Genomic DNA, 18,727 nt, shown 5'->3' with positions numbered 1-18,727 from the left:
GCGGGGCCCGATCGACGCGTGGGTTGCGGTTCGGCGCCAGGTGGGTGGGCAACCTTCGGTTCGGCGAGGAGGTTGGCGGGTGAGGGCGCGCCGACGGCGGACATCACACCGTCGGCGGCCCGCGACGTGGCAGGATTCTCGGGTGCCCGACGTTCTCGACCCCACGATCTCCTCCCGACTCAAGCGGGACGACGCCGGCCTGGTCGCCGCCGTGGTCCAGCAGCACGACACGGGCGAGGTGCTCATGGTCGGCTGGATGGACGACGAGGCCCTGCGCCGCACGCTCACCGAGGGCCGGGTGACCTTCTGGTCCCGCAGCCGCGAGGAGTACTGGCGCAAGGGCGACACGTCCGGGCACGCCCAGTACGTCAAGGCCGTGAGCCTGGACTGCGACGGCGACGCCCTGCTGGTCCAGGTCGACCAGGTCGGCGCCGCGTGCCACACCGGTACCCGGACCTGCTTCGAGGCCGGGGGCGACCTCGGCGCCGTGGTCGGCGAACGCGACCGGAACGACGGCACGCCGCAGGACACCAACCAGCGATCCAACCAGCGAGACGAGGCGCACCGGTGACCCAGCTCGACACCCAGCTCGATCCCCACGAGGCGCGCGCGGCGACCGCACCCGCCGACCTGCCCTGGGGTCGCACCTGGCCGAGCCTGCCGGAGTTCCGGGAGATGGCCGCCGACCGCCGGGTGATCCCGGTGGTCCGCCCGCTGCTGGCCGACGACGCCACGCCCGTCGGTCTCTACCGGACGCTGGCGCAGAGCAAGCCGGGCAGCTTCATCCTGGAGTCGGCGGAGTCCGGTGTCTGGGCGCGCTGGTCGTTCGTCGGCGTCGCGTCCCGCGCGACCCTGACCAGCGACAACGGCCGCGCCGTCTGGACCGGCGACGTGCCCGTCGGGGTGCCGACGGAGGGCGACGTCGTCGACGTGCTCGAGGCGGCCCTCGTCGCGCTCCGCACGCCCGGCGTGGCCAACCTGCCGCCGCTCACGGGCGGCCTGGCCGGCGTGCTGGGCTGGGACATCGTGCGGCACTGGGAACCCACGCTCCCCGCGACCGCCCCGGACGAGGTGGGCGCGCCCGAGCTGGCCCTGTGCCTCGCCACCGACCTCGCGGTGGTGGACCACCGGGAGGGGACGGTGTGGCTGGTCGCCAACGCGATCAACGCCGACGCCACCGACGAGCGCGTCGACGAGGCCTACGCGGACGCCGTCGCCCGGCTCGACGCCATGGCGGCGCAGCTGGCGACGGCCGGGCCGCGCGTCACCTCGGTCGTCGCCGAGGGTCCCGAGCCGCAGCTCGAGTTCCGCTCCACCCGGGACGAGTTCGAGGACGCCGTGCTGGCGGGCAAGGAGGCGATCCGCGACGGCGAGGTGTTCCAGGTCGTGCTGTCGCAGCGCCTCGACCTGGACTGCCCGGCCGACCCGCTCGACGTCTACCGGGCCCTGCGGACCATCAACCCGAGCCCGTACATGTACTACTTCCACCTGGCCAAGCCGGACGGCGCCGAGTTCGCCGTGGTCGGCTCCAGCCCCGAGACCCTCGTGAAGGTGGACGACGGCCACGTCACCACCTACCCGATCGCCGGGTCCCGGCCGCGTGGCGCCCACCCGGAGGAGGACGCCGACCTCGGCGAGGAGCTCCTGGCCGACCCCAAGGAGCGGGCCGAGCACATCATGCTCGTCGACCTCTCCCGCAACGACATGGTGAAGGTCTGCGAGCCCACCAGCGTCGAGGTCGTCGAGTTCATGAAGGTGCGCCGGTTCAGCCACATCATGCACATGTGCTCGACCGTGGTGGGCAGGCTTCGCGCCGGCCGCAGCGCCCTGGACGCGCTGCGGGCGACCTTCCCGGCCGGCACGCTGTCCGGCGCCCCCAAGCCCCGGGCCATCGCCCTGATCGACGAGCTGGAGCCCGCCTCGCGCGGCATCTACGGCGGGGTGTGCGGGTACTTCGACTTCGGCGGCAATATGGACATGGCCATCGCCATCCGCACCGCGTACATCGCCGACGGCCGGGCCAGCGTGCAGGCGGGCGGCGGGATCGTGGCCGACTCGGTGCCCGCGCTGGAGTACGCGGAGTCGCGCAACAAGGCCGCCGCGGCGGTGCGGGCCATCCAGCTCGCCTCCCGGTTGGCCCCGCTGCGGAAGGGTGGGGACGACAAGTGACACGCACCCGCACCGTCCTCGCGCTGCTGGTCCTGGGCGCGCTGACGTTCGGCACGGGCTCGCCCACCTGGGTGACCACCACGGTGGCCACGGCCCTTGAGCCCGAGGTGGTGGTAGCCGCCGCGGGCACCTCGGCCGCACCGGGAGTCGGCGCGGGGGCACTCGTGCTCCTGGCCGCCGGCATCGCCTGCGCGCTCACCGGACGCGTCGCCCGGTACGTGGCCCTGCTGGTCGCAGCGGCGGCCGGGGTGCTCGTGGTGGCGAGCACGCTCGTCGTCGTCGGCGACCCCCTGCCCGCCGCCACCGCCGCCGCGTCCGCGACGAGCGGCGTCACCGAGCTCACGTCACCGGTGACGCTCACCGCCTGGCCGTGGGCCGCCGTCGCCACGGGTGTGCTCGCCGTTGTCGTCGCGGTCTGGGGCGCGATCGCGGCGCGCGGCTGGGCGGCGACGTCCGGCCGGCACGAGCGCGCGGACGCCGCGGCGGCCGGCGGCGCCACTGCCGGCGTTCCCGGCCCAGGAACCACCAGAACCTCCGCCGCCGACGACGGCACCGCCGTCGGACCGGACGACGAGATCGACCCCCACGACGCCTGGGACGCGCTGTCCCGGGGCGACGACCCCACGGGCCGCTGACCTGACCTCGAACGGTTAGGCTGAGCGCGTACCGCACGACACGAAAGGCACCCACCCGCGATGACCGAGAACAAGCCCGAGATCGCCTACCTGCCGCCGGGCGTCCCGCCGAACAACCATGGCCACACCGTCGCCGCCTGGGTGACCATGGCCGGCATCACGCTGGGTACGCTGATCGCCTCGTGGGGTGTCATCGTGGCGCAGTCCTCGTCGGCCTGGCTGGTGATCTTCGTGCTCGGCTTCGTGGTGATCGGCGCCGCGCTGATCGTCGGCCTGGTGCTGCGCAACCTGGGCATGGGCCAGAAGAAGGTCCAGCGGTAGCACCATGACGACCGAGGCGACGAGCGAGACGACGACCGAGGCGACGACGGACCTCGCGATGCCCGCGAGGTCTGCCCCGCTTCCCCGGAACAACCTGGGGGCCTGGTCGCTCGTGCTGGGCCTCGCGTCGGTGGTCCTCCTGCTGGGCGTCATCACCGGTATCCCCGCCATCATCATCGGCAACCAGGGCCGCCGGGCCGTGCGGGCCGGCGAGGCGGACAACGAGGGCATGGCGATGACCGGCGTCGTGCTCGGCTGGATCTCGCTCGCCATCCTGGCCGCGGTCATCGTGCTGATGATCGCCCGCTTCCTGGCGGGTGGGCCCGATTCCTGAGTCGTCCGGCCCGTCCACCCGCAGCAGCGCCCGGCCCGCCGTCCCCTCGGCGCTCCGGGCGCCGCTGCTCACCGGCGCCGCAGTAGGCACGGCCACGCTGCTGCTCGCGCTGCGCGACCCCCACGTGCGCGGCTCCTACGGGTTCTGCCCGCTGCTGGAGCTGACCGGCCTGGCCTGCCCCCTCTGCGGCGGGCTGCGCGCCACGCACGACCTGGCCCATCTCGACCTGGCCGGTGCCTGGTCGGCGAACGCGCTGTGGACGGTGACCGCCCCCGTCGTGGTGGTCCTCTGGCTGGCGTGGCTCGTGTCCGCCGCGCGCGGCCGGCCCGTCCGGGGCCTGTCCAGCACCGCCGGCTGGGTCACCCTCGCCGTCGCGCTGGCGTTCTTCGTGGCACGCAACCTCCCGGGTCTGCAGCCGTACCTGACGCCCTGGATCACGCCATGGATCACGCCATGGAGCTGACTCAGGTGATCCCCAGGGAGCCCTCGGACCACTCCCGGCCCGGGATCTGACGGACCGTCGTCTCACGGTCCGGGAGTGGTCAGGACCACACCCTGGATCCGCCTACGATGGCCATGGGGCGATCGCCCCGGCAAACGTACGAGGCGTAGCACGAGGGCAGAGCAAGAACACGGGGAGGCCCATTACATGTCGGTCCTGGAGGACATCGTCGCGGGGGTTCGTGAGGACCTCGCGGAGCGTGAGGCACGTGTGTCTCTCGACGCGCTCAAGGAGCGCGCCACCGCGGTGCCCGGGGCCCTCGAGTGCCTCGGCCGCCTGAAGCAGGCGGACGCCGTCTCGGTGATCGCCGAGGTGAAGCGCTCGAGCCCGAGCAAGGGCTCGCTGGCGCAGATCGACGACCCGGCGGCGCTCGCCGCCGAGTACGAGACCGGCGGCGCGTCCGCGATCTCCGTGCTGACCGAGCAGCGCCGGTTCAACGGCTCGCTCGCGGACCTGGACGCCGTGCGCGGCCGGGTGGACGTCCCGGTGCTCCGCAAGGACTTCATCGTGACGCCGTACCAGGTGTGGGAGGCGCGCGCGCACGGGGCCGACCTGGTGCTGATCATCGTCGCCGCCCTGGAGCAGACGGTGCTCGAGTCGCTCGTCGAGCGCGTGCACTCGCTCGGCATGACCGCCCTGGTCGAGGCGCACAACCTCGAAGAGGTCCGCCGCGCCGTGGGCGCGGGCGCCCGGGTGGTCGGCGTCAACCACCGCAACCTGAAGACCCTCGAGCTCGACCGCGGCCTGTTCCGCAGCCTCGCCGAGTACATCCCGGACGACGTGATCAAGATCGCGGAGTCCGGCATCCGTGGCCCGCACGACGTGATGGAGATGGCCCGCGCGGGCGCCGACGGCGTCCTGGTGGGCGAGGCCCTGGTGACCGACGGCGCGCCGCGCGCCTCGGTGGCCGACCTCGTCGCAGCGGGCTCGCACCCGTCGCTGCGGTCCGTCCGTCCGGCTTGAAGGGATCCGAGGTGACCTCCGTGAAGCTGTCCGACGTCTCCGGCCCGTACTTCGGTGAGTACGGCGGGCGGTTCGTGCCCGAGGCGCTCATCGCCGCGCTCGACGAGCTCGACACCGAGTTCCGCAAGGCGGCCGACGACCCCGAGTTCGCCGCCGAGCTGCAGCGCCTGCACCGGGAGTACACCGGCCGGCCCAGCCCGCTGACCGAGGTGCAGCGGTTCGCCGCGCACGCCGGCGGCGAGTCGGGCGGGGTCCGGGTGTTCCTCAAGCGCGAGGACCTCAACCACACCGGCTCGCACAAGATCAACAACGTGCTGGGGCAGGCCCTGCTGGTCAAGCGCATGGGCAAGAAGCGCCTCATCGCGGAGACCGGAGCGGGTCAGCACGGCGTCGCCACGGCTACCGCCGCCGCCCTGATGGACCTCAAGTGCGTGGTCTACATGGGCGAGGAGGACACGCGCAGGCAGGCCCTGAACGTGGCCCGGATGCGCCTGCTCGGCGCCGAGGTCGTGCCCGTGAAGATCGGCTCGCGCACCCTCAAGGACGCGATCAACGAGGCCCTGCGCGACTGGGTGGCCAACGTCGAGACGACGCACTACCTCCTGGGCACGGTCACGGGTCCGCACCCGTTCCCCGAGATGGTGCGCCAGTTCCACCGCATCATCGGCGAGGAGGCGCGCGAGCAGATCCTGGAACGCGCAGGCCGGCTGCCCGACGTCGTCGCGGCGTGCGTGGGCGGCGGGTCGAACGCGCTGGGCATCTTCAACGCGTTCCTCGACGACAAGGACGTCGAGCTGCGCGGCTTCGAGGCCGGCGGCGAGGGCGTCGAGTCGGGCCGCCACGCGGCGCGGTTCAGCGGCGGCGCGCTGGGCGTGCTGCACGGCGCCAAGTCCTACCTGCTGCAGGACGACGACGGCCAGACCCTGCCCAGCCACTCGGTGTCGGCCGGCCTGGACTACCCGAGCGTCGGCCCCGCCCACGCCTGGCTGCACGACCTGGGCCGCGCGACCTACGAGCCGGTGACCGACTCCGAGGCCATGGAGGCGTTCCGCCTGCTGTGCCGCACCGAGGGCATCATCCCGGCGATCGAGTCGGCGCACGCCCTCGCGGGCGCGCTGCGCGTCGGCAAGGCGGCGGCCGAGCAGGGGCGCACCGGACCGGACGGCGAGCCGCTCCTGATCCTCGTGAACCTGTCCGGTCGCGGTGACAAGGACGTGGCGACAGCGGCCCGCTGGTTCGGGCTGCTCGACGGCGCCGTGGGCGGCGTCGCCGCGGAAGAGCTCGAGCGGCAGGAGGGCCGGGGATGAGCACTGTAACCGAGTCGGCTACGGGGCCGGCCACCGGGCCGCGCACCGGACGGCAGTCGGGCGACCTGATCGCCCACCTGCGCGACCAGGAGAACCGGGCCGCCCTGGTGGGCTACCTGCCGGTCGGCTACCCGACCGTCGACCGGTCGATCGAGGCGCTCAAGACGCTCGTGGACTACGGCGTCGACGTGATCGAGCTCGGCGTGCCGTACACCGACCCCGTGCTGGACGGGCCGGTGATCCAGCAGGCGGCGCAGGGCGCGCTCGACGCGGGCGCCCGGGTCTCGGACGTGTTCCGCGTGGTGCGGGAGCTGACCGACTACGCGCCGCACGTCCCCGTGCTGGTCATGACCTACTGGAACCCGGTGCTGAAGTACGGGCCGGACGCGTTCGCACGCGACCTGGCCGCCGCGGGCGGCGCCGGGCTGATCACGCCCGACCTGATCCCCGACGAGGCCACCGACTGGCTCGCCGCGAGCGAGGCGCACGGGCTGGACCGCGTCTTCCTCGTGGCCCCGAGCTCCACGACGGAACGGCTGCGCCTCACCGTCGACGCGACGCGGGGCTTCGTGTACGCGGCGTCGCTCATGGGCGTGACGGGGGAGCGGACCCAGGTGGGCTCGCGCGCCGAACAGCTCGTCACGGACACCCGCGCGGCCGGCGCCGTCAACGTCTGCGTGGGCCTTGGTGTCTCCACCGGGGCGCAGGCCGCCGAGGTGGGCCGCTTCGCGGACGGCGTCATCGTCGGCTCCGCGCTGGTGCGTCCGCTGCTCTCGGACGGCCCGCTCGCAGACGCCGACTGGGCGGTCCGTCTCACGAATCTGGCCGAGGTGACGGAGGACCTCGCCGCCGGGGTACGGTCGGCGCGCGCTACCGCGCCCACCGATACACCCGATGCCGCCGTGCCCGGCGGCGTGACCACTTCCGGAGAGGCTCTGTGACGCTGCTGACCGCACTGCCGGCTGCTCTGTACGTCGAGCTGCCTGCGTTGCTGCCCGCTGCGCCCGTCACCGAGGTCGTCACAGAGATACCCAGCCCCGCCGAACACACCTGGTACCTCGGGATCTTCCCGCTGCGCGCCTACGCGCTGGCGATCCTCGCGGGGATCGCCATTGCCCTCTGGATGACCGCCAGGCGCTGGAAGGCGCGCGGGGGCAACCCGGAGGACGTCCTGGAGATCGCGTTCTGGGCGGTGCCCTTCGGCATCGTCGGGGGCCGGATCTACCACGTGCTCTCCTCTCCGGACCGGTACTTCGGCGAGAACTTCGCGGGCGGGGGCGACCCGGTCACGGCGCTCTACGTCTGGGAGGGCGGCCTCGGCATCTGGGGCGCGATAGCGCTCGGCGCCGTCGGGGCGTGGCTGGGCTGCCGGCAGAAGGGCGTCCGGATCTCGTCGTTCGCCGACGCCGTCGCGCCGGGTCTCCTCGTCGCGCAGGGCGTCGGCCGACTCGGCAACTGGTTCAACCAGGAGCTGTACGGGCGGCCCACCGAGCTGCCCTGGGGCCTGCGCATCGACGCCGAGCACGTGGTGTCGAACCCTGCCACGGGCGTGGTGTACCCGGAGGGCACGCTGTTCCACCCGACGTTCCTGTACGAGCTCCTGTGGTGCTTCCTGATGGCCGGGGTTCTGCTTTTTCTAGACCGTCGGTTCAAGTTGGGTCATGGGCGGGTATTCTGGGCGTACGTCCTGCTCTACACTCTCGGACGGGTCTGGATCGAGATGCTCCGCATCGACGATGCGGAGCTGGTGCTGGGGCTACGCCTCAACGTCTGGACGTCGATCCTCCTGGGCCTCGCGGCCCTAGTGGTCTCGGTGGTGCTGGCTCGGAAGTTCCCCACCAGGGAAGAGTCGGTACGGCTGCGGCCGGAGGGAGATGATCCGTCGGCCGGGAGTCCGGCCGACCCAGAGTCTGATTCCGAGTCTGATTCAGACCCTGATTCAGAGCCTGACCCAGCAAGCGCAGGGACCGGTGCGGCAGCCGCCGAGCCGGAGGAAGTGAAGACAGCAGCAGTGGAGAAGTCCGACGCGGACAGCTCCGCGCGCACCTGAGGGGCACGGCGCCGGGACCACCGGCCGACGAGCCCCCTGACCGACCGGGCCGCCGTCGTCCCGGACCACCGCAAGGAACTGCGCCCGGCCACGGCCGGGTGCCTGTGAGGACCCATGACCAAGCCGTTGCCGACACAGAGGGTTGGGCTGCCGACGCAGACGTTTGAAGGCGGCCTGTACGACCCGGCGGCCGAGCATGACGCGTGCGGCGTCGCCTTCGTGGCGACCCTGCGCGGCACGCCCGGGCGCGACATCGTCGATGCCGGGCTGACCGCCCTGCTGAACCTCGACCACCGCGGCGCGGTGGGGGCTGAGGAGGACAGCGGCGACGGCGCCGGGATCCTCACGCAGATCCCCGACGCGTTCATCCGTGACGTGGTGGGCGTCGACCTGCCGCCCGCCGGCATGTACGCGATCGGTACGGCGTTCCTGCCGACCGACGACGCCGAGCGCGACGCCGTCATCCGCCGCGTCGAGGCGCTGGCCGTCGAGGAGAAGCTCGACGTCCTCGCGTGGCGCGACGTCCCGGTGGACGCCGGGATCGTGGGCCCGACGGCGCGTGCCTCCATGCCGGTGTTCCGGCAGATCGTCGTGGCCGACCCCTCACGGGGTCTGTCCGGGATCGACCTGGACCGGCGCACGTACCGCCTGCGCAAGCGTGCCGAGATCGAGCTGGGCCTGTACTTCGCCTCGCTCAGCGCCCGCACGCTCACGTACAAGGGCATGCTGACCACCGCGCAGCTGGAGCCGTTCTTCCCGGACCTGTCCGACCCCCGGTACGCCACCGAGCTCGCACTGGTCCACTCGCGGTTCTCCACCAACACCTTCCCGTCGTGGCCCCTGGCCCAGCCCTTCCGGCTGCTGGCCCACAACGGCGAGATCAACACGGTGCGTGGCAACCGCAACTGGGTGGCGGCGCGCGAGGGCACCATGGAGTCTGACCTGCTCGGTGACCTGGAGGCGCTGCAGCCGGTGTGCTCGCCCGGGGCGAGCGACTCGGCGAGCTTCGACGAGGTCCTCGAGCTGCTGCACCTGAGCGGGCGGTCCCTGCCGCACTCCGTGCTCATGATGGTGCCGGAGGCCTGGGAGAACCACTCCAGCATGGACCCGGCCCTGCGGTCGTTCTACGAGTACAACGCGAACCTCATCGAGCCGTGGGACGGCCCGGCCTCCCTCACGTTCACCGACGGCACCCTGATCGGCGCCGTGCTGGACCGCAACGGCCTGCGCCCCGGCCGCTGGTGGGTCACCGAGGACGGGCTGGTCGTGCTGGCCTCCGAGGCCGGCGTGCTCGACATCGACCCCGCCACGGTGGTCCGCAAGGGCCGTCTCGAGCCCGGCAAGATGTTCCTCGTGGACACCGGCTCCGGCCGGATCATCGAGGACGAGGAGATCAAGTCCGGCCTCGCGTCGTTGCACCCGTACGGCGACTGGATCCGCGAGCACTCGGTCCGCCTCGAGGACCTGCCGGACCGGGAGCACGTGGCGCACAGCCCCGCCTCGGTGCGGCGTCGGCAGCGTGCCTTCGGCTACACCGAGGAAGAGCTCAAGATCATCCTGTCGCCGATGGCGACCACGGGTGGCGAGCCGCTCGGCGCCATGGGCTCCGACACGCCCGTCGCGGTGCTCTCGCAGCGCCCGCGCCTCCTGTTCGACTACTTCACGCAGATGTTCGCGCAGGTGACCAACCCGCCGCTGGACGCGATCCGCGAGGAGCTCGTCACGGCCATCGGCAGCGCCATCGGGCCCGAGCCGAACCTGCTCGCGGACGTCCCGGAGCACGTGCGCAAGCTCGTGCTCGGCTTCCCGGTGCTGGACAACGACCAGCTCGCCAAGGTCGTGCACGTCGAGCGCGACAAGGAGCTGGAGGGTGTCTTCCAGGCCGAGACCATCCAGGGCCTCTACGACGTCTCGGGCGGCGGCGCCGCTCTCCTGACCCGGCTCGAGGAGATCTTCGCCGACGTCGACCGGTACGTGGAGGAGGGCGCGAGCTTCCTCGTGCTCTCGGACCGCGACGCCAACTCCGAGCTGGCGCCCATCCCGTCGCTGCTCCTGACCAGTGCCGTGCACCACCACCTGGTGCGCAAGCACACCCGCAACCGGGTGTCCCTCGTGGTCGAGGCCGGTGACGTGCGCGAGGTGCACCACGTCGCGCTGCTCATCGGCTACGGCGCGGCCGCCGTGAACCCGTACCTGGCCATGGAGACCGTCGAGGACCTGGCCCGCCGCGAGTACCTGGACGTCACGCCCGAGAAGGCCGTCGCCAACCTGATCAAGGGGCTCGGCAAGGGCGTGCTCAAGGTGATGTCCAAGATGGGCATCTCCACGATCATGTCCTACCGCGGCGCCCAGATCTTCGAGGCCATCGGCCTGTCCCACGACCTGGTCGAGGACTACTTCACCGGTACGACGTCGCGGCTCGGCGGCATCGGCCTGGACGTCATCGCGGCAGAGGTCGCGGCACGGCACGCCGAGGCGTACCCGCCGTCGGGCAACAAGAAGCCGGGCGAGCGCCTCACCACGGGCGGCGAGTACCAGTGGCGCCGCGACGGCGAGGACCACCTCTTCGACCCCGAGACGGTCTTCCGCCTGCAGCACGCCACGCGGTCCGGCCGGATGGACATCTTCCGGCAGTACACGCGCCGCGTGGACGAGCAGTCCAACCGCCTCATGACGCTGCGCGGCCTGCTGCGCTTCAGCCCCGACCGCGAGCCGGTGCCGATCGACGAGGTCCAGCCGGTCAGCGAGATCGTCAAGCTGTTCAACACGGGCGCCATGTCGTACGGCTCCATCTCGGCCGAGGCGCACGAGACCCTCGCGATCGCGATGAACCGCCTCGGCGGCCGGTCCAACACGGGCGAGGGCGGCGAGGACCCGGAGCGGCTGTACGACGACGAGCGGCGTTCGCGCGTCAAGCAGATCGCGTCCGGCCGGTTCGGCGTCACGTCGGAGTACCTGACGCACGCCACCGACATCCAGATCAAGCTCGCGCAGGGCGCCAAGCCCGGCGAGGGCGGGCAGCTGCCCGGGCCCAAGGTCTACCCGTGGGTGGCGCGCACGCGGCACTCGACGCCGGGCGTCGGGCTCATCTCGCCGCCGCCGCACCACGACATCTACTCGATCGAGGACCTGGCCCAGCTGATCCACGACGCCAAGAACGCCAACCCGGACGCGCGCGTGCACGTCAAGCTGGTCAGCGAGTTCGGCGTCGGCACGGTGGCGACGGGCGTCTCCAAGGCGCACGCCGACGTCGTCCTCATCTCGGGGCACGACGGCGGTACCGGCGCCTCGCCGCTCACGTCGCTCAAGCACGCGGGCACGCCGTGGGAGATCGGCCTGGCCGAGACCCAGCAGACCCTGGTGCTCAACGACCTGCGCGACCGCATCGTGGTGCAGGTGGACGGGCAGATGAAGACCGGCCGCGACGTCATCGTCGCCGCGCTGCTCGGGGCCGAGGAGTTCGGCTTCGCCACCGCGCCGATGGTGGTCTCCGGCTGCATCATGATGCGCGTCTGCCACCTGGACACGTGTCCCGTCGGCGTCGCCACGCAGAACCCCGAGCTGCGCAGCCGGTTCACCGGCAAGCCGGAGTTCGTCGTGAACTTCTTCGAGTTCATCGCGCAGGAGGTGCGCGAGCACCTCGCCGCGCTCGGCTTCCGCAGCCTCGAGGAGGCCGTCGGCCAGGTGCAGGTGCTCGACACCCGCAAGGCCGTCGACCACTGGAAGGCGCAGGGGCTCGACCTGACCCCGGTGCTGGCCAAGCCGCAGCTCAAGGAGGGCTCCTCGCTGCGGCACACCACGCTGCAGGACCACGGCCTCGCCAGGGCGCTGGACAACCAGCTCATCACGGCGGCGGCCCCGGCCCTCGAACGCGGCGAGGCGGTGCGCATCGAGCTGCCGATCCGGAACGTGAACCGTACGGTCGGCACGATGCTCGGCCACGAGGTGACCAAGCGGTACCGCGGCGCCGGCCTGCCCGACGACACGATCGACGTGACGCTGACCGGGTCCGCCGGCCAGTCGTTCGGCGCGTTCCTGCCCCGGGGCATCACCCTGCGCCTGTTCGGTGACGCCAACGACTACGTCGGCAAGGGTCTGTCGGGCGGCCGCATAGCGGTCCGCCCGGACAAGGCTTCCGTGCTCGACGGCGCGAACGTCATCGGCGGCAACGTCATCGGTTACGGCGCCACGTCCGGCGAGGTCTACCTGCGCGGTCGCGTGGGGGAGCGGTTCGGCGTGCGCAACTCCGGTGCCACCCTCGTCGCGGAGGGCGTGGGCGACCACGCCTGCGAGTACATGACGGGCGGCAACGTGCTGGTGCTCGGGCCCACGGGCCGGAACGTCGGCGCCGGCATGTCCGGCGGTACCGCGTACTTCCTGGACCTGCGGGTCTCGCGCGTCAACCAGGCGGCTCTCGAGGCGGGCGAGCTCTCGCTCGAGGCGCTGACCGACGCCGACTGGGAGACCGTGCACGGTCTCCTGGAGCGGCACCATGCGGAGACCGGGTCGGCCGTCGCGGCCGAGCTGCTCGCCGACCCCGCCGCGGCACGCGGCCGGTTCACCCGCATGCTGCCGCCCGGCTGGGCGCGCGTGCGCCTGGCCCTCAGCGAGGCGGAGGCCGCAGGCGCCGACGTCTCCGGAAAGACCCAGTGGGACCCGTCCGTCTGGGACCAGATCATGGAGGTGGCACGTGGCTGACCCCAGAGGATTCCTCAAGGTCACCGAGCGGGAGCTCCCGCCGAACCGGCCCGTCGAGGTCCGGCTGCGCGACTGGAAGGACACCCACGCGCACCGTGCGGAGGGGCAGCCGTTCCTCAAGGAGCAGGCCGGCCGCTGCATGGACTGCGGCGTGCCGTTCTGCCACCAGGGCTGCCCGCTCGGCAACCTGATCCCGGACTGGAACGACCTGGTGTGGCGCGGGCAGTGGGCCGACGCGATCGACCGACTGCACGCCACGAACAACTTCCCGGAGTTCACGGGCAGGGTCTGCCCGGCGCCGTGCGAGTCGTCCTGCGTGCTGAGCATCAACCAGCCGGCGGTGACGATCAAGAACGTCGAGGTCTCGATCATCGACGAGGCGTTCGCCCGCGGTCTGGTCACCCCGCACGTGCCGGAACGGCTCACGGGCTCCACGGTCGCCGTCGTCGGCTCCGGGCCGGCAGGGCTCGCCGCCGCGCAGCAGCTGACGCGCGCCGGCCACACCGTCGTCGTCTACGAGCGGGACGACGCCGTCGGCGGCCTCCTGCGCTACGGCATCCCGGACTTCAAGCTCGAGAAGCTGCACATCGACCGCCGTCTGGCACAGATGGAGGCCGAGGGCACGCGGTTCCGGACCGGCGTGGCGATCGGCAAGGACATGAGCTGGGACGCCCTGCGCCGCCGGTTCGACGCCGTCGTGGTCGCCACGGGTGCCACCGTGCCGCGCGACCTGCCCCTGCCCGGGCGGGACCTGGCGGGCATCCACTTCGCCATGGACTACCTGACGCCCGCCAACCACGCGGTCGCCGCCGGTACGCCGGACGTCCTGCCGGAGGGTGCGCCGTCGGCGACGGGCAAGCACGTCGTCATCATCGGTGGCGGTGACACCGGTTCGGACTGCCTCGGCACCGCGCTGCGCCAGGGCGCCGCGAGCGTCACGACGCTCGCCATCGGCAAGATGCCGCCGACGGAGCGCCCGGCGAACCAGCCGTGGCCGACCGACCCCATCCTGTTCGAGGTCTCGACCTCGCACGAGGAGGGCGGCGAGCGTACCTACCTCGCCTCGACCGTCGAGTTCCTGGCCGACGCCGACGGCAACGTCCGCGCCCTCAAGGTCGCGGAGACGCAGTACCTGCCCGACGGCCGCCGCGCGGCCACCCCGGGCACGGAGCGTGAGATCCCCGCGGACCTCGTGCTCGTGGCCATGGGCTTCACCGGCCCCGAGACCGGCGTGCTCGAGGAGCAGACCGGCATCGAGGTCACCGAGCGTGGCCTGGTCGCCCGCGGCGAGGACTACGCTGCAAGCCTGCCCGGAGTTTTTGTGGCCGGCGACGCCGGTCGCGGGCAGTCCCTCATCGTGTGGGCCATCGCGGAGGGCCGCGCCGCGGCCGCCGCGGCTGATACCTACCTGCAGGGCAGCACCGAGCTGCCTGCCCCGGTGCGTCCGCGCACGTTCGCTCTGCGGTCGTGACCCGAGAACTTCACCGGGAGTTGTTCACCCCCACAGGGCGCTGCGGCGCCCACCTGCCTAGGCTGGAGACATGCGCAGAGCCAAGATCGTGTGCACCATCGGACCCGCCACGGAGTCGCCGGAGAAGCTTCGGGAACTCGTAGACGCCGGCATGAACGTGGCGCGGATCAACCGCAGCCACGGCGAGCAGGAGGCGCACGCGGCGGTCTACCGTCACGTGCGTGAGGCCGCGAAGGCGGCCGGAAAGTCGGTCGCCGTACTCGTCGACCTGCAGGGCCCCAAGATCCGGCTCGGCCGGTTCGCCGGGGACGAGAAGCACTTCCTGAACAAGGGCGACACGTTCACCATCACCACCGAGGACATCCTCGGTAGCCGGGAGATCGTGTCGACCACCCACAAGGGTCTGCCGAACGACGCCCAGATCGGCGACCCGCTGCTGATCGACGACGGCAAGGTGCGCGTGCGCGTCACCGCCGTCGAGGGTCCGCGGGTCATCACCGAGGTCGAGGTCCCGGGCCCCGTCTCGAACAACAAGGGCATCAACCTGCCCGGCGTCGCCGTGTCCGTGCCGGCCCTGTCCGACAAGGACGAGTCCGACCTGCGCTGGGCGCTCAAGCTCGGCACCGACTTCATCGCGCTGTCGTTCGTGCGGTCCGCCAAGGACTACGAGGACGTCCGCCGCGTGATGGAGGAGGAGGGCCGCACGGTCCCCGTCATCGCCAAGATCGAGAAGCCGCAGGCCGTCGACAACCTGGCCGAGATCATCGCCGCGTTCGACGGCGTCATGGTGGCGCGCGGTGACCTCGCGGTCGAGATGCCCCTGGAGCAGGTGCCGCTCGTCCAGAAGCGGATCGTCGAGATGGCGCGGCGCAACGCCAAGCCGGTCATCGTCGCCACGCAGGTGCTCGAGTCCATGACGACGTCGCCGACGCCGACCCGCGCCGAGGCCTCGGACTGCGCCAACGCGGTGCTCGACGGTGCCGACGCCGTGATGCTGTCCGGTGAGACGTCGGTGGGCGACTACCCGATCATCACCGTCGAGACCATGGCCCGGATCATCGAGGCCACGGAGGAGGCGGGCCGGGAGCGCATCGCGCCCCTCGGCTCGACGCCGCACACGCGCGGTGGCGCCATCACGCGTGCCGCCGCCGAGATCGGCGAGACGCTCGGGGTCAAGTACCTCGTGACGTTCACGCAGTCCGGTGACTCCGCACGCCGGATGTCCCGCCTGCGCTCGTCGATCCCGCTGCTCGCCTTCACCCCGGAGCAGGACGTCGCCAACACCCTCGCCCTGACCTGGGGCACCACCGAGTACCTGGTGCCGAAGGTCGACAACGTCGACGCGATGGTCGACCAGGTGGACCTGACCCTGCAGGACCAGGGCCTCGCCGAGAAGGGCGACCTGGTGGTCGTCGTCTCGGGTGCGCCGGTGGGCGTGCCGGGCACGACCAACTCGATCCTGGTGCACCGCATCGGTTCGCACGTCGACGGCCGCAGCCAGGGCTGACGCACTCCCTGTCAGACGCTCCCGGACGTGTCAGACGCTCAGGTCACCCAGGTGACCTGAGCGTCTGACACGTCCGGGAGCGTCTGACACGTCCGGCGTCGGTGTGCGCCGGATGTCGCTATTGTTCCTTCGCGTGACCCGCTCATTCCCCTGGACCCGCCTCGGCTTCGCCGTTCTCGTCGTGGTCTCCCTCGGCCTCGGGTGGTGGGGCCTCGCGCTCGACACCAGCCACGAGCCGGACCGCACCTGGTACGACGTCGTCTACCACGACCTGCAGCTCTTCGTGATGGGTGCCGACCCGGCCAGCGGCGGCGGACCGCTCTCCTGGCAGCTCCAGGTAGCGCGGTTCCTCGCCCCGGCCACCGCGGTCTACGCGCTGTTCGAGGCCGCCCGCGCCCTGTTCACCGGGGAGATCCGCCGGTTCAGGGACCGCCGCGCCCGCGGCCACGCGATAGTCGTCGGCGAGACCGATGCCGCCGACACCGTCACCGCGGCCCTGGAGGCGGCAGGTCACCGGGTGCTGCGCACCCCGGACGCCTCCGGCCTGCACGAAGTAGGCCTCCCCGGCGCGACGGTCCTGTACGCGTGCGGCGAGGACACCGCCGAGGCGACGGCCAACGTGCTGACCGTCGCGGAGGCGGAGAACGCCGTCCGCGCGGCGGGCAGGGGACCCGAGCGCCTGTACGCCCACGTCAGCGACCCCGACCTCGGGGTAGCCCTCCAGGCGCGGCATCTGAGCTGCGCCGAACCGGGTGTCGACTTCTTCACGCTCGACGTCATCGCCGCGCAGGCGCTCGCGGTGCGCGAGGTGCGGCGCATGGTGGACGCACCGGGCGGTCCCGCCCCGCTGACGCAGGTGATGGTCATCGGCTCCGGCGAGTTCGCCAAGGCGCTGGTGGTCGGCCTGGCCCGCGAGTGGGAGCTCGCCGGCGACGGCGTCCGGCTGGCGGTCGACCTGCTCGCGGACGACGCCGCACAGGTGGTCGAGGCGCTCCGGACCCGCTGGTCGCCCGTGGCGGAGAAGATCGAGCTGCGGGTCGCGCCGGCGCTCGGCACCGGCAGCCTCGGGGCGCCGGACGTGGTCTACGTCTGCCACGCCTCGGACGACAGGTCGCTGCGGGTGGCCCTCACCGCCACGAAGCTGTGGCACGGCGGCCCCGGGTCGCTCGTGCTCCTGCTCGACGGCCTGGCGGGCCTGACGGGCGCGTTCGGCACCGAGGCGTCACGTGTGCTCGACAACCTGGACGGTCGCCTGCGGACGGTGACCATGCGCGACCTGCTCGCGGACGTCGAGCGGGAGGAGGCGCGCGCCCACGCCGACATGTACGAGCGGATCGCGCGGGCCGTGCACCACGTCTACCTGCGCAACCAGCGCGAGCGCGGCGTCGGCTGGGGCGAGCTCCCGGCGATGGTGCGCTGGGAGGACCTCTCGGAGGACCTGCGGGCCTCCAACCGGGGCTGGGTCGTCGGGCTGCCGGCGCGGCTGTCGCGGATGGGCGCGACCATCGCGCCGCGCGACGGAGCGCCGGAGGTGGTGTTCGAGGGCACCGAGCTGGACGAGCTCGCCGAGGCGGAGCACGAGCTGTGGGAGTCGGTGCGGGTGGCCCAGGGCTGGCGGAGCGGGCCGGTCCGGGACGACGCCGCCAAGGTGCACCCGATGATCGGCGTGCCGTGGTCGGAGCTGCCCGAGGACAACCGGGAGAAGGACCGTGACGTGGTGCGGCTGCTGCCCGAGATCCTCGCGGAGTTCGGCCTGGAGGTCGTGCGGTACGACGAGCGCTCGGTGGCGAGCGGGGTGGGCGAGCGCAGCGGCACGGCGGCGGAGGAGCGACCGGCGGTGGGGTGAACGTGGGCCCGGCGTGTTCGCCGTCCGCGTACCGCCGGGGTGCCCATCTGGTGTGCCGGGTGTGGGACTCGAACCCACATGTCCTCTCGGACAGCGCTTTTTGAGAGCGCCGCGTCTGCCTGTTCCGCCAACCCGGCCTGCCGGGTCATGAATCATGGCCCGGCAGACATCGAACCACACCCTGCTCCAGGCCCCAAGCCCGGGTATGCGGGACGTAGGATGTACCCCGTGACCGACGAGAACACCGAGAAGCTTTCCCTGGATCTGCCCCCGATGATCGACGCCGAGCCGGAGGCAGCTCCCGCCAACCCCTCGCGCCGCGCCGTGGTGGCGGAGGACGAGGCACTCATCCGTATGGACGTCGTGGAGACCCTGCGCGAGGCCGGGTTCGACGTCGTGGGTGAGGCAGGCGACGGCGAGACCGCCGTGAACCTGGCGATCGAGCTCAAGCCCGACGTCGTGGTGATGGACGTGAAGATGCCCGAGCTGGACGGCATCTCGGCGGCCGAGCGCATCGGCAAGGCCCACGCGGCTCCTGTGGTGTTGCTCACGGCGTTCTCGCAGACCGAGCTCGTCGAGCGCGCCCGCGACGCCGGTGCCATGGCGTACGTGGTGAAGCCCTTCACCCCGGCCGACCTGCTGCCCGCCGTGGAGATCGCGATCTCGCGCTACTCGCAGATCGGTGCACTGGAGGCAGAGGTCGCTGACCTCACCGAACGCTTCGAGACCCGCAAGCGCGTGGACCGTGCCAAGGGCCTCCTGATGACCAAGATGGGCCTGTCGGAGCCCGAGTCGTTCCGCTGGATCCAGAAGACGTCGATGGACCGCCGCCTCACCATGCGCGAGGTCGCTGACGCCGTCATCGAGCAGGTCGGCGCCTGACGCGAACCTCGCTCTAGAGCGGGTGAAATTGCGGTTCGCGTG

The 18,727-nt window shown here is 72.0% G+C and carries 15 protein-coding genes and 1 tRNA gene; 15 read left to right on the top strand and 1 reads right to left on the bottom strand.

Going from position 1 to position 18,727, the window contains the following annotated elements; all coding sequences use genetic code 11:
* Window positions 1-142: 142 nt before the first annotated feature.
* The 14 genes from hisI to ACQEVI_RS00370 all read left to right on the top strand — a co-directional run bounded on the left by hisI (window position 143) and on the right by ACQEVI_RS00370 (window position 17,803).
* Window positions 143-571: a phosphoribosyl-AMP cyclohydrolase gene (gene hisI, locus ACQEVI_RS00435; protein WP_432893524.1), complete on the top strand. Its 429-nt coding sequence runs from the start codon at window positions 143-145 to the stop codon at window positions 569-571.
* The gene (locus tag ACQEVI_RS00430; protein ID WP_432893521.1) at window positions 568-2,169 is read left to right on the top strand and encodes an anthranilate synthase component I; all 1,602 of its coding nucleotides are present in this window, start codon (window positions 568-570) and stop codon (window positions 2,167-2,169) included. Before hisI ends, ACQEVI_RS00430 begins: the two co-directional genes overlap by 4 nt.
* Window positions 2,166-2,804: a Trp biosynthesis-associated membrane protein gene (locus ACQEVI_RS00425; protein WP_432893519.1), complete on the top strand. Its 639-nt coding sequence runs from the start codon at window positions 2,166-2,168 to the stop codon at window positions 2,802-2,804. The genes ACQEVI_RS00430 and ACQEVI_RS00425 overlap by 4 nt, the downstream gene beginning before the upstream one ends.
* A 60-nt stretch (window positions 2,805-2,864) precedes the next feature.
* Entirely contained in the window at window positions 2,865-3,125 is a 261-nt protein-coding gene (locus ACQEVI_RS00420) for an HGxxPAAW family protein (protein ID WP_432893517.1), read from the top strand.
* 4 nt (window positions 3,126-3,129) lie between these two features.
* Window positions 3,130-3,459 (top strand): DUF4190 domain-containing protein, encoded by a 330-nt coding sequence (locus tag ACQEVI_RS00415; protein ID WP_432893514.1) that lies wholly within the window; start codon window positions 3,130-3,132, stop codon window positions 3,457-3,459.
* Complete coding sequence (locus tag ACQEVI_RS00410; RefSeq protein WP_432893511.1) at window positions 3,443-3,922, top strand: DUF2752 domain-containing protein; 480 nt, start codon at window positions 3,443-3,445, stop codon at window positions 3,920-3,922. Before ACQEVI_RS00415 ends, ACQEVI_RS00410 begins: the two co-directional genes overlap by 17 nt.
* Before the next feature lie 186 nt (window positions 3,923-4,108).
* Window positions 4,109-4,924: an indole-3-glycerol phosphate synthase TrpC gene (trpC, locus tag ACQEVI_RS00405; protein ID WP_432893508.1), complete on the top strand. Its 816-nt coding sequence runs from the start codon at window positions 4,109-4,111 to the stop codon at window positions 4,922-4,924.
* An 11-nt stretch (window positions 4,925-4,935) separates the two neighbouring features.
* On the top strand, window positions 4,936-6,231 hold the full coding sequence (gene trpB / locus ACQEVI_RS00400; protein ID WP_432893505.1) for a tryptophan synthase subunit beta: 1,296 nt from the start codon (window positions 4,936-4,938) through the stop codon (window positions 6,229-6,231).
* Complete coding sequence (gene trpA / locus ACQEVI_RS00395) at window positions 6,228-7,172, top strand: tryptophan synthase subunit alpha (protein ID WP_432893502.1); 945 nt, start codon at window positions 6,228-6,230, stop codon at window positions 7,170-7,172. Before trpB ends, trpA begins: the two co-directional genes overlap by 4 nt.
* Entirely contained in the window at window positions 7,169-8,281 is a 1,113-nt protein-coding gene (gene lgt / locus ACQEVI_RS00390; protein WP_432893499.1) for a prolipoprotein diacylglyceryl transferase, read from the top strand. Before trpA ends, lgt begins: the two co-directional genes overlap by 4 nt.
* Window positions 8,282-8,395: 114 nt before the next feature.
* Window positions 8,396-12,979 (top strand): glutamate synthase large subunit, encoded by a 4,584-nt coding sequence (gene gltB, locus ACQEVI_RS00385; protein WP_432893496.1) that lies wholly within the window; start codon window positions 8,396-8,398, stop codon window positions 12,977-12,979.
* The gene (locus ACQEVI_RS00380; RefSeq protein WP_432893493.1) at window positions 12,972-14,450 is read left to right on the top strand and encodes a glutamate synthase subunit beta; all 1,479 of its coding nucleotides are present in this window, start codon (window positions 12,972-12,974) and stop codon (window positions 14,448-14,450) included. Before gltB ends, ACQEVI_RS00380 begins: the two co-directional genes overlap by 8 nt.
* A 70-nt stretch (window positions 14,451-14,520) precedes the next feature.
* Window positions 14,521-15,957, top strand: coding sequence for a pyruvate kinase (gene pyk / locus ACQEVI_RS00375; RefSeq protein WP_432893491.1), 1,437 nt, complete (start codon window positions 14,521-14,523; stop codon window positions 15,955-15,957).
* 133 nt (window positions 15,958-16,090) lie between these two features.
* The gene (locus ACQEVI_RS00370) at window positions 16,091-17,803 is read left to right on the top strand and encodes a RyR domain-containing protein (protein ID WP_432893489.1); all 1,713 of its coding nucleotides are present in this window, start codon (window positions 16,091-16,093) and stop codon (window positions 17,801-17,803) included.
* Window positions 17,804-17,856: 53 nt separating this feature from the next.
* Here the strand turns inward: ACQEVI_RS00370 and ACQEVI_RS00365 are convergent.
* A tRNA-Leu gene (locus ACQEVI_RS00365) sits at window positions 17,857-17,940 on the bottom strand.
* A gap of 136 nt (window positions 17,941-18,076) precedes the next feature.
* Here ACQEVI_RS00365 and ACQEVI_RS00360 point away from each other — a divergent pair.
* Window positions 18,077-18,685: an ANTAR domain-containing response regulator gene (locus tag ACQEVI_RS00360; RefSeq protein ID WP_233257301.1), complete on the top strand. Its 609-nt coding sequence runs from the start codon at window positions 18,077-18,079 to the stop codon at window positions 18,683-18,685.
* Window positions 18,686-18,727 lie beyond the last annotated feature (42 nt).

The sequence above is a fragment of the Promicromonospora sp. CA-289599 genome, from assembly GCF_050936155.1.
GTDB lineage: Bacteria > Actinomycetota > Actinomycetes > Actinomycetales > Cellulomonadaceae > Promicromonospora.
Note: the sequence above shows the minus strand (reverse complement) of the source record. Positions and strands in the feature narration are given on the sequence as shown.

Bases quoted from the DNA above. Each gene is read 5' to 3' on its own strand.
- ACQEVI_RS00420 (WP_432893517.1), top strand. From the start codon at position 2,865: ATGACCGAGAACAAGCCCGAGATCGCCTACCTGCCGCCGGGCGTCCCG.
- ACQEVI_RS00415 (WP_432893514.1), top strand. From the start codon at position 3,130: ATGACGACCGAGGCGACGAGCGAGACGACGACCGAGGCGACGACGGAC.
- trpC (WP_432893508.1), top strand. From the start codon at position 4,109: ATGTCGGTCCTGGAGGACATCGTCGCGGGGGTTCGTGAGGACCTCGCG.
- trpA (WP_432893502.1), top strand. From the start codon at position 6,228: ATGAGCACTGTAACCGAGTCGGCTACGGGGCCGGCCACCGGGCCGCGC.
- gltB (WP_432893496.1), top strand. From the start codon at position 8,396: ATGACCAAGCCGTTGCCGACACAGAGGGTTGGGCTGCCGACGCAGACG.
- pyk (WP_432893491.1), top strand. From the start codon at position 14,521: ATGCGCAGAGCCAAGATCGTGTGCACCATCGGACCCGCCACGGAGTCG.
- ACQEVI_RS00360 (WP_233257301.1), top strand. From the start codon at position 18,077: ATGATCGACGCCGAGCCGGAGGCAGCTCCCGCCAACCCCTCGCGCCGC.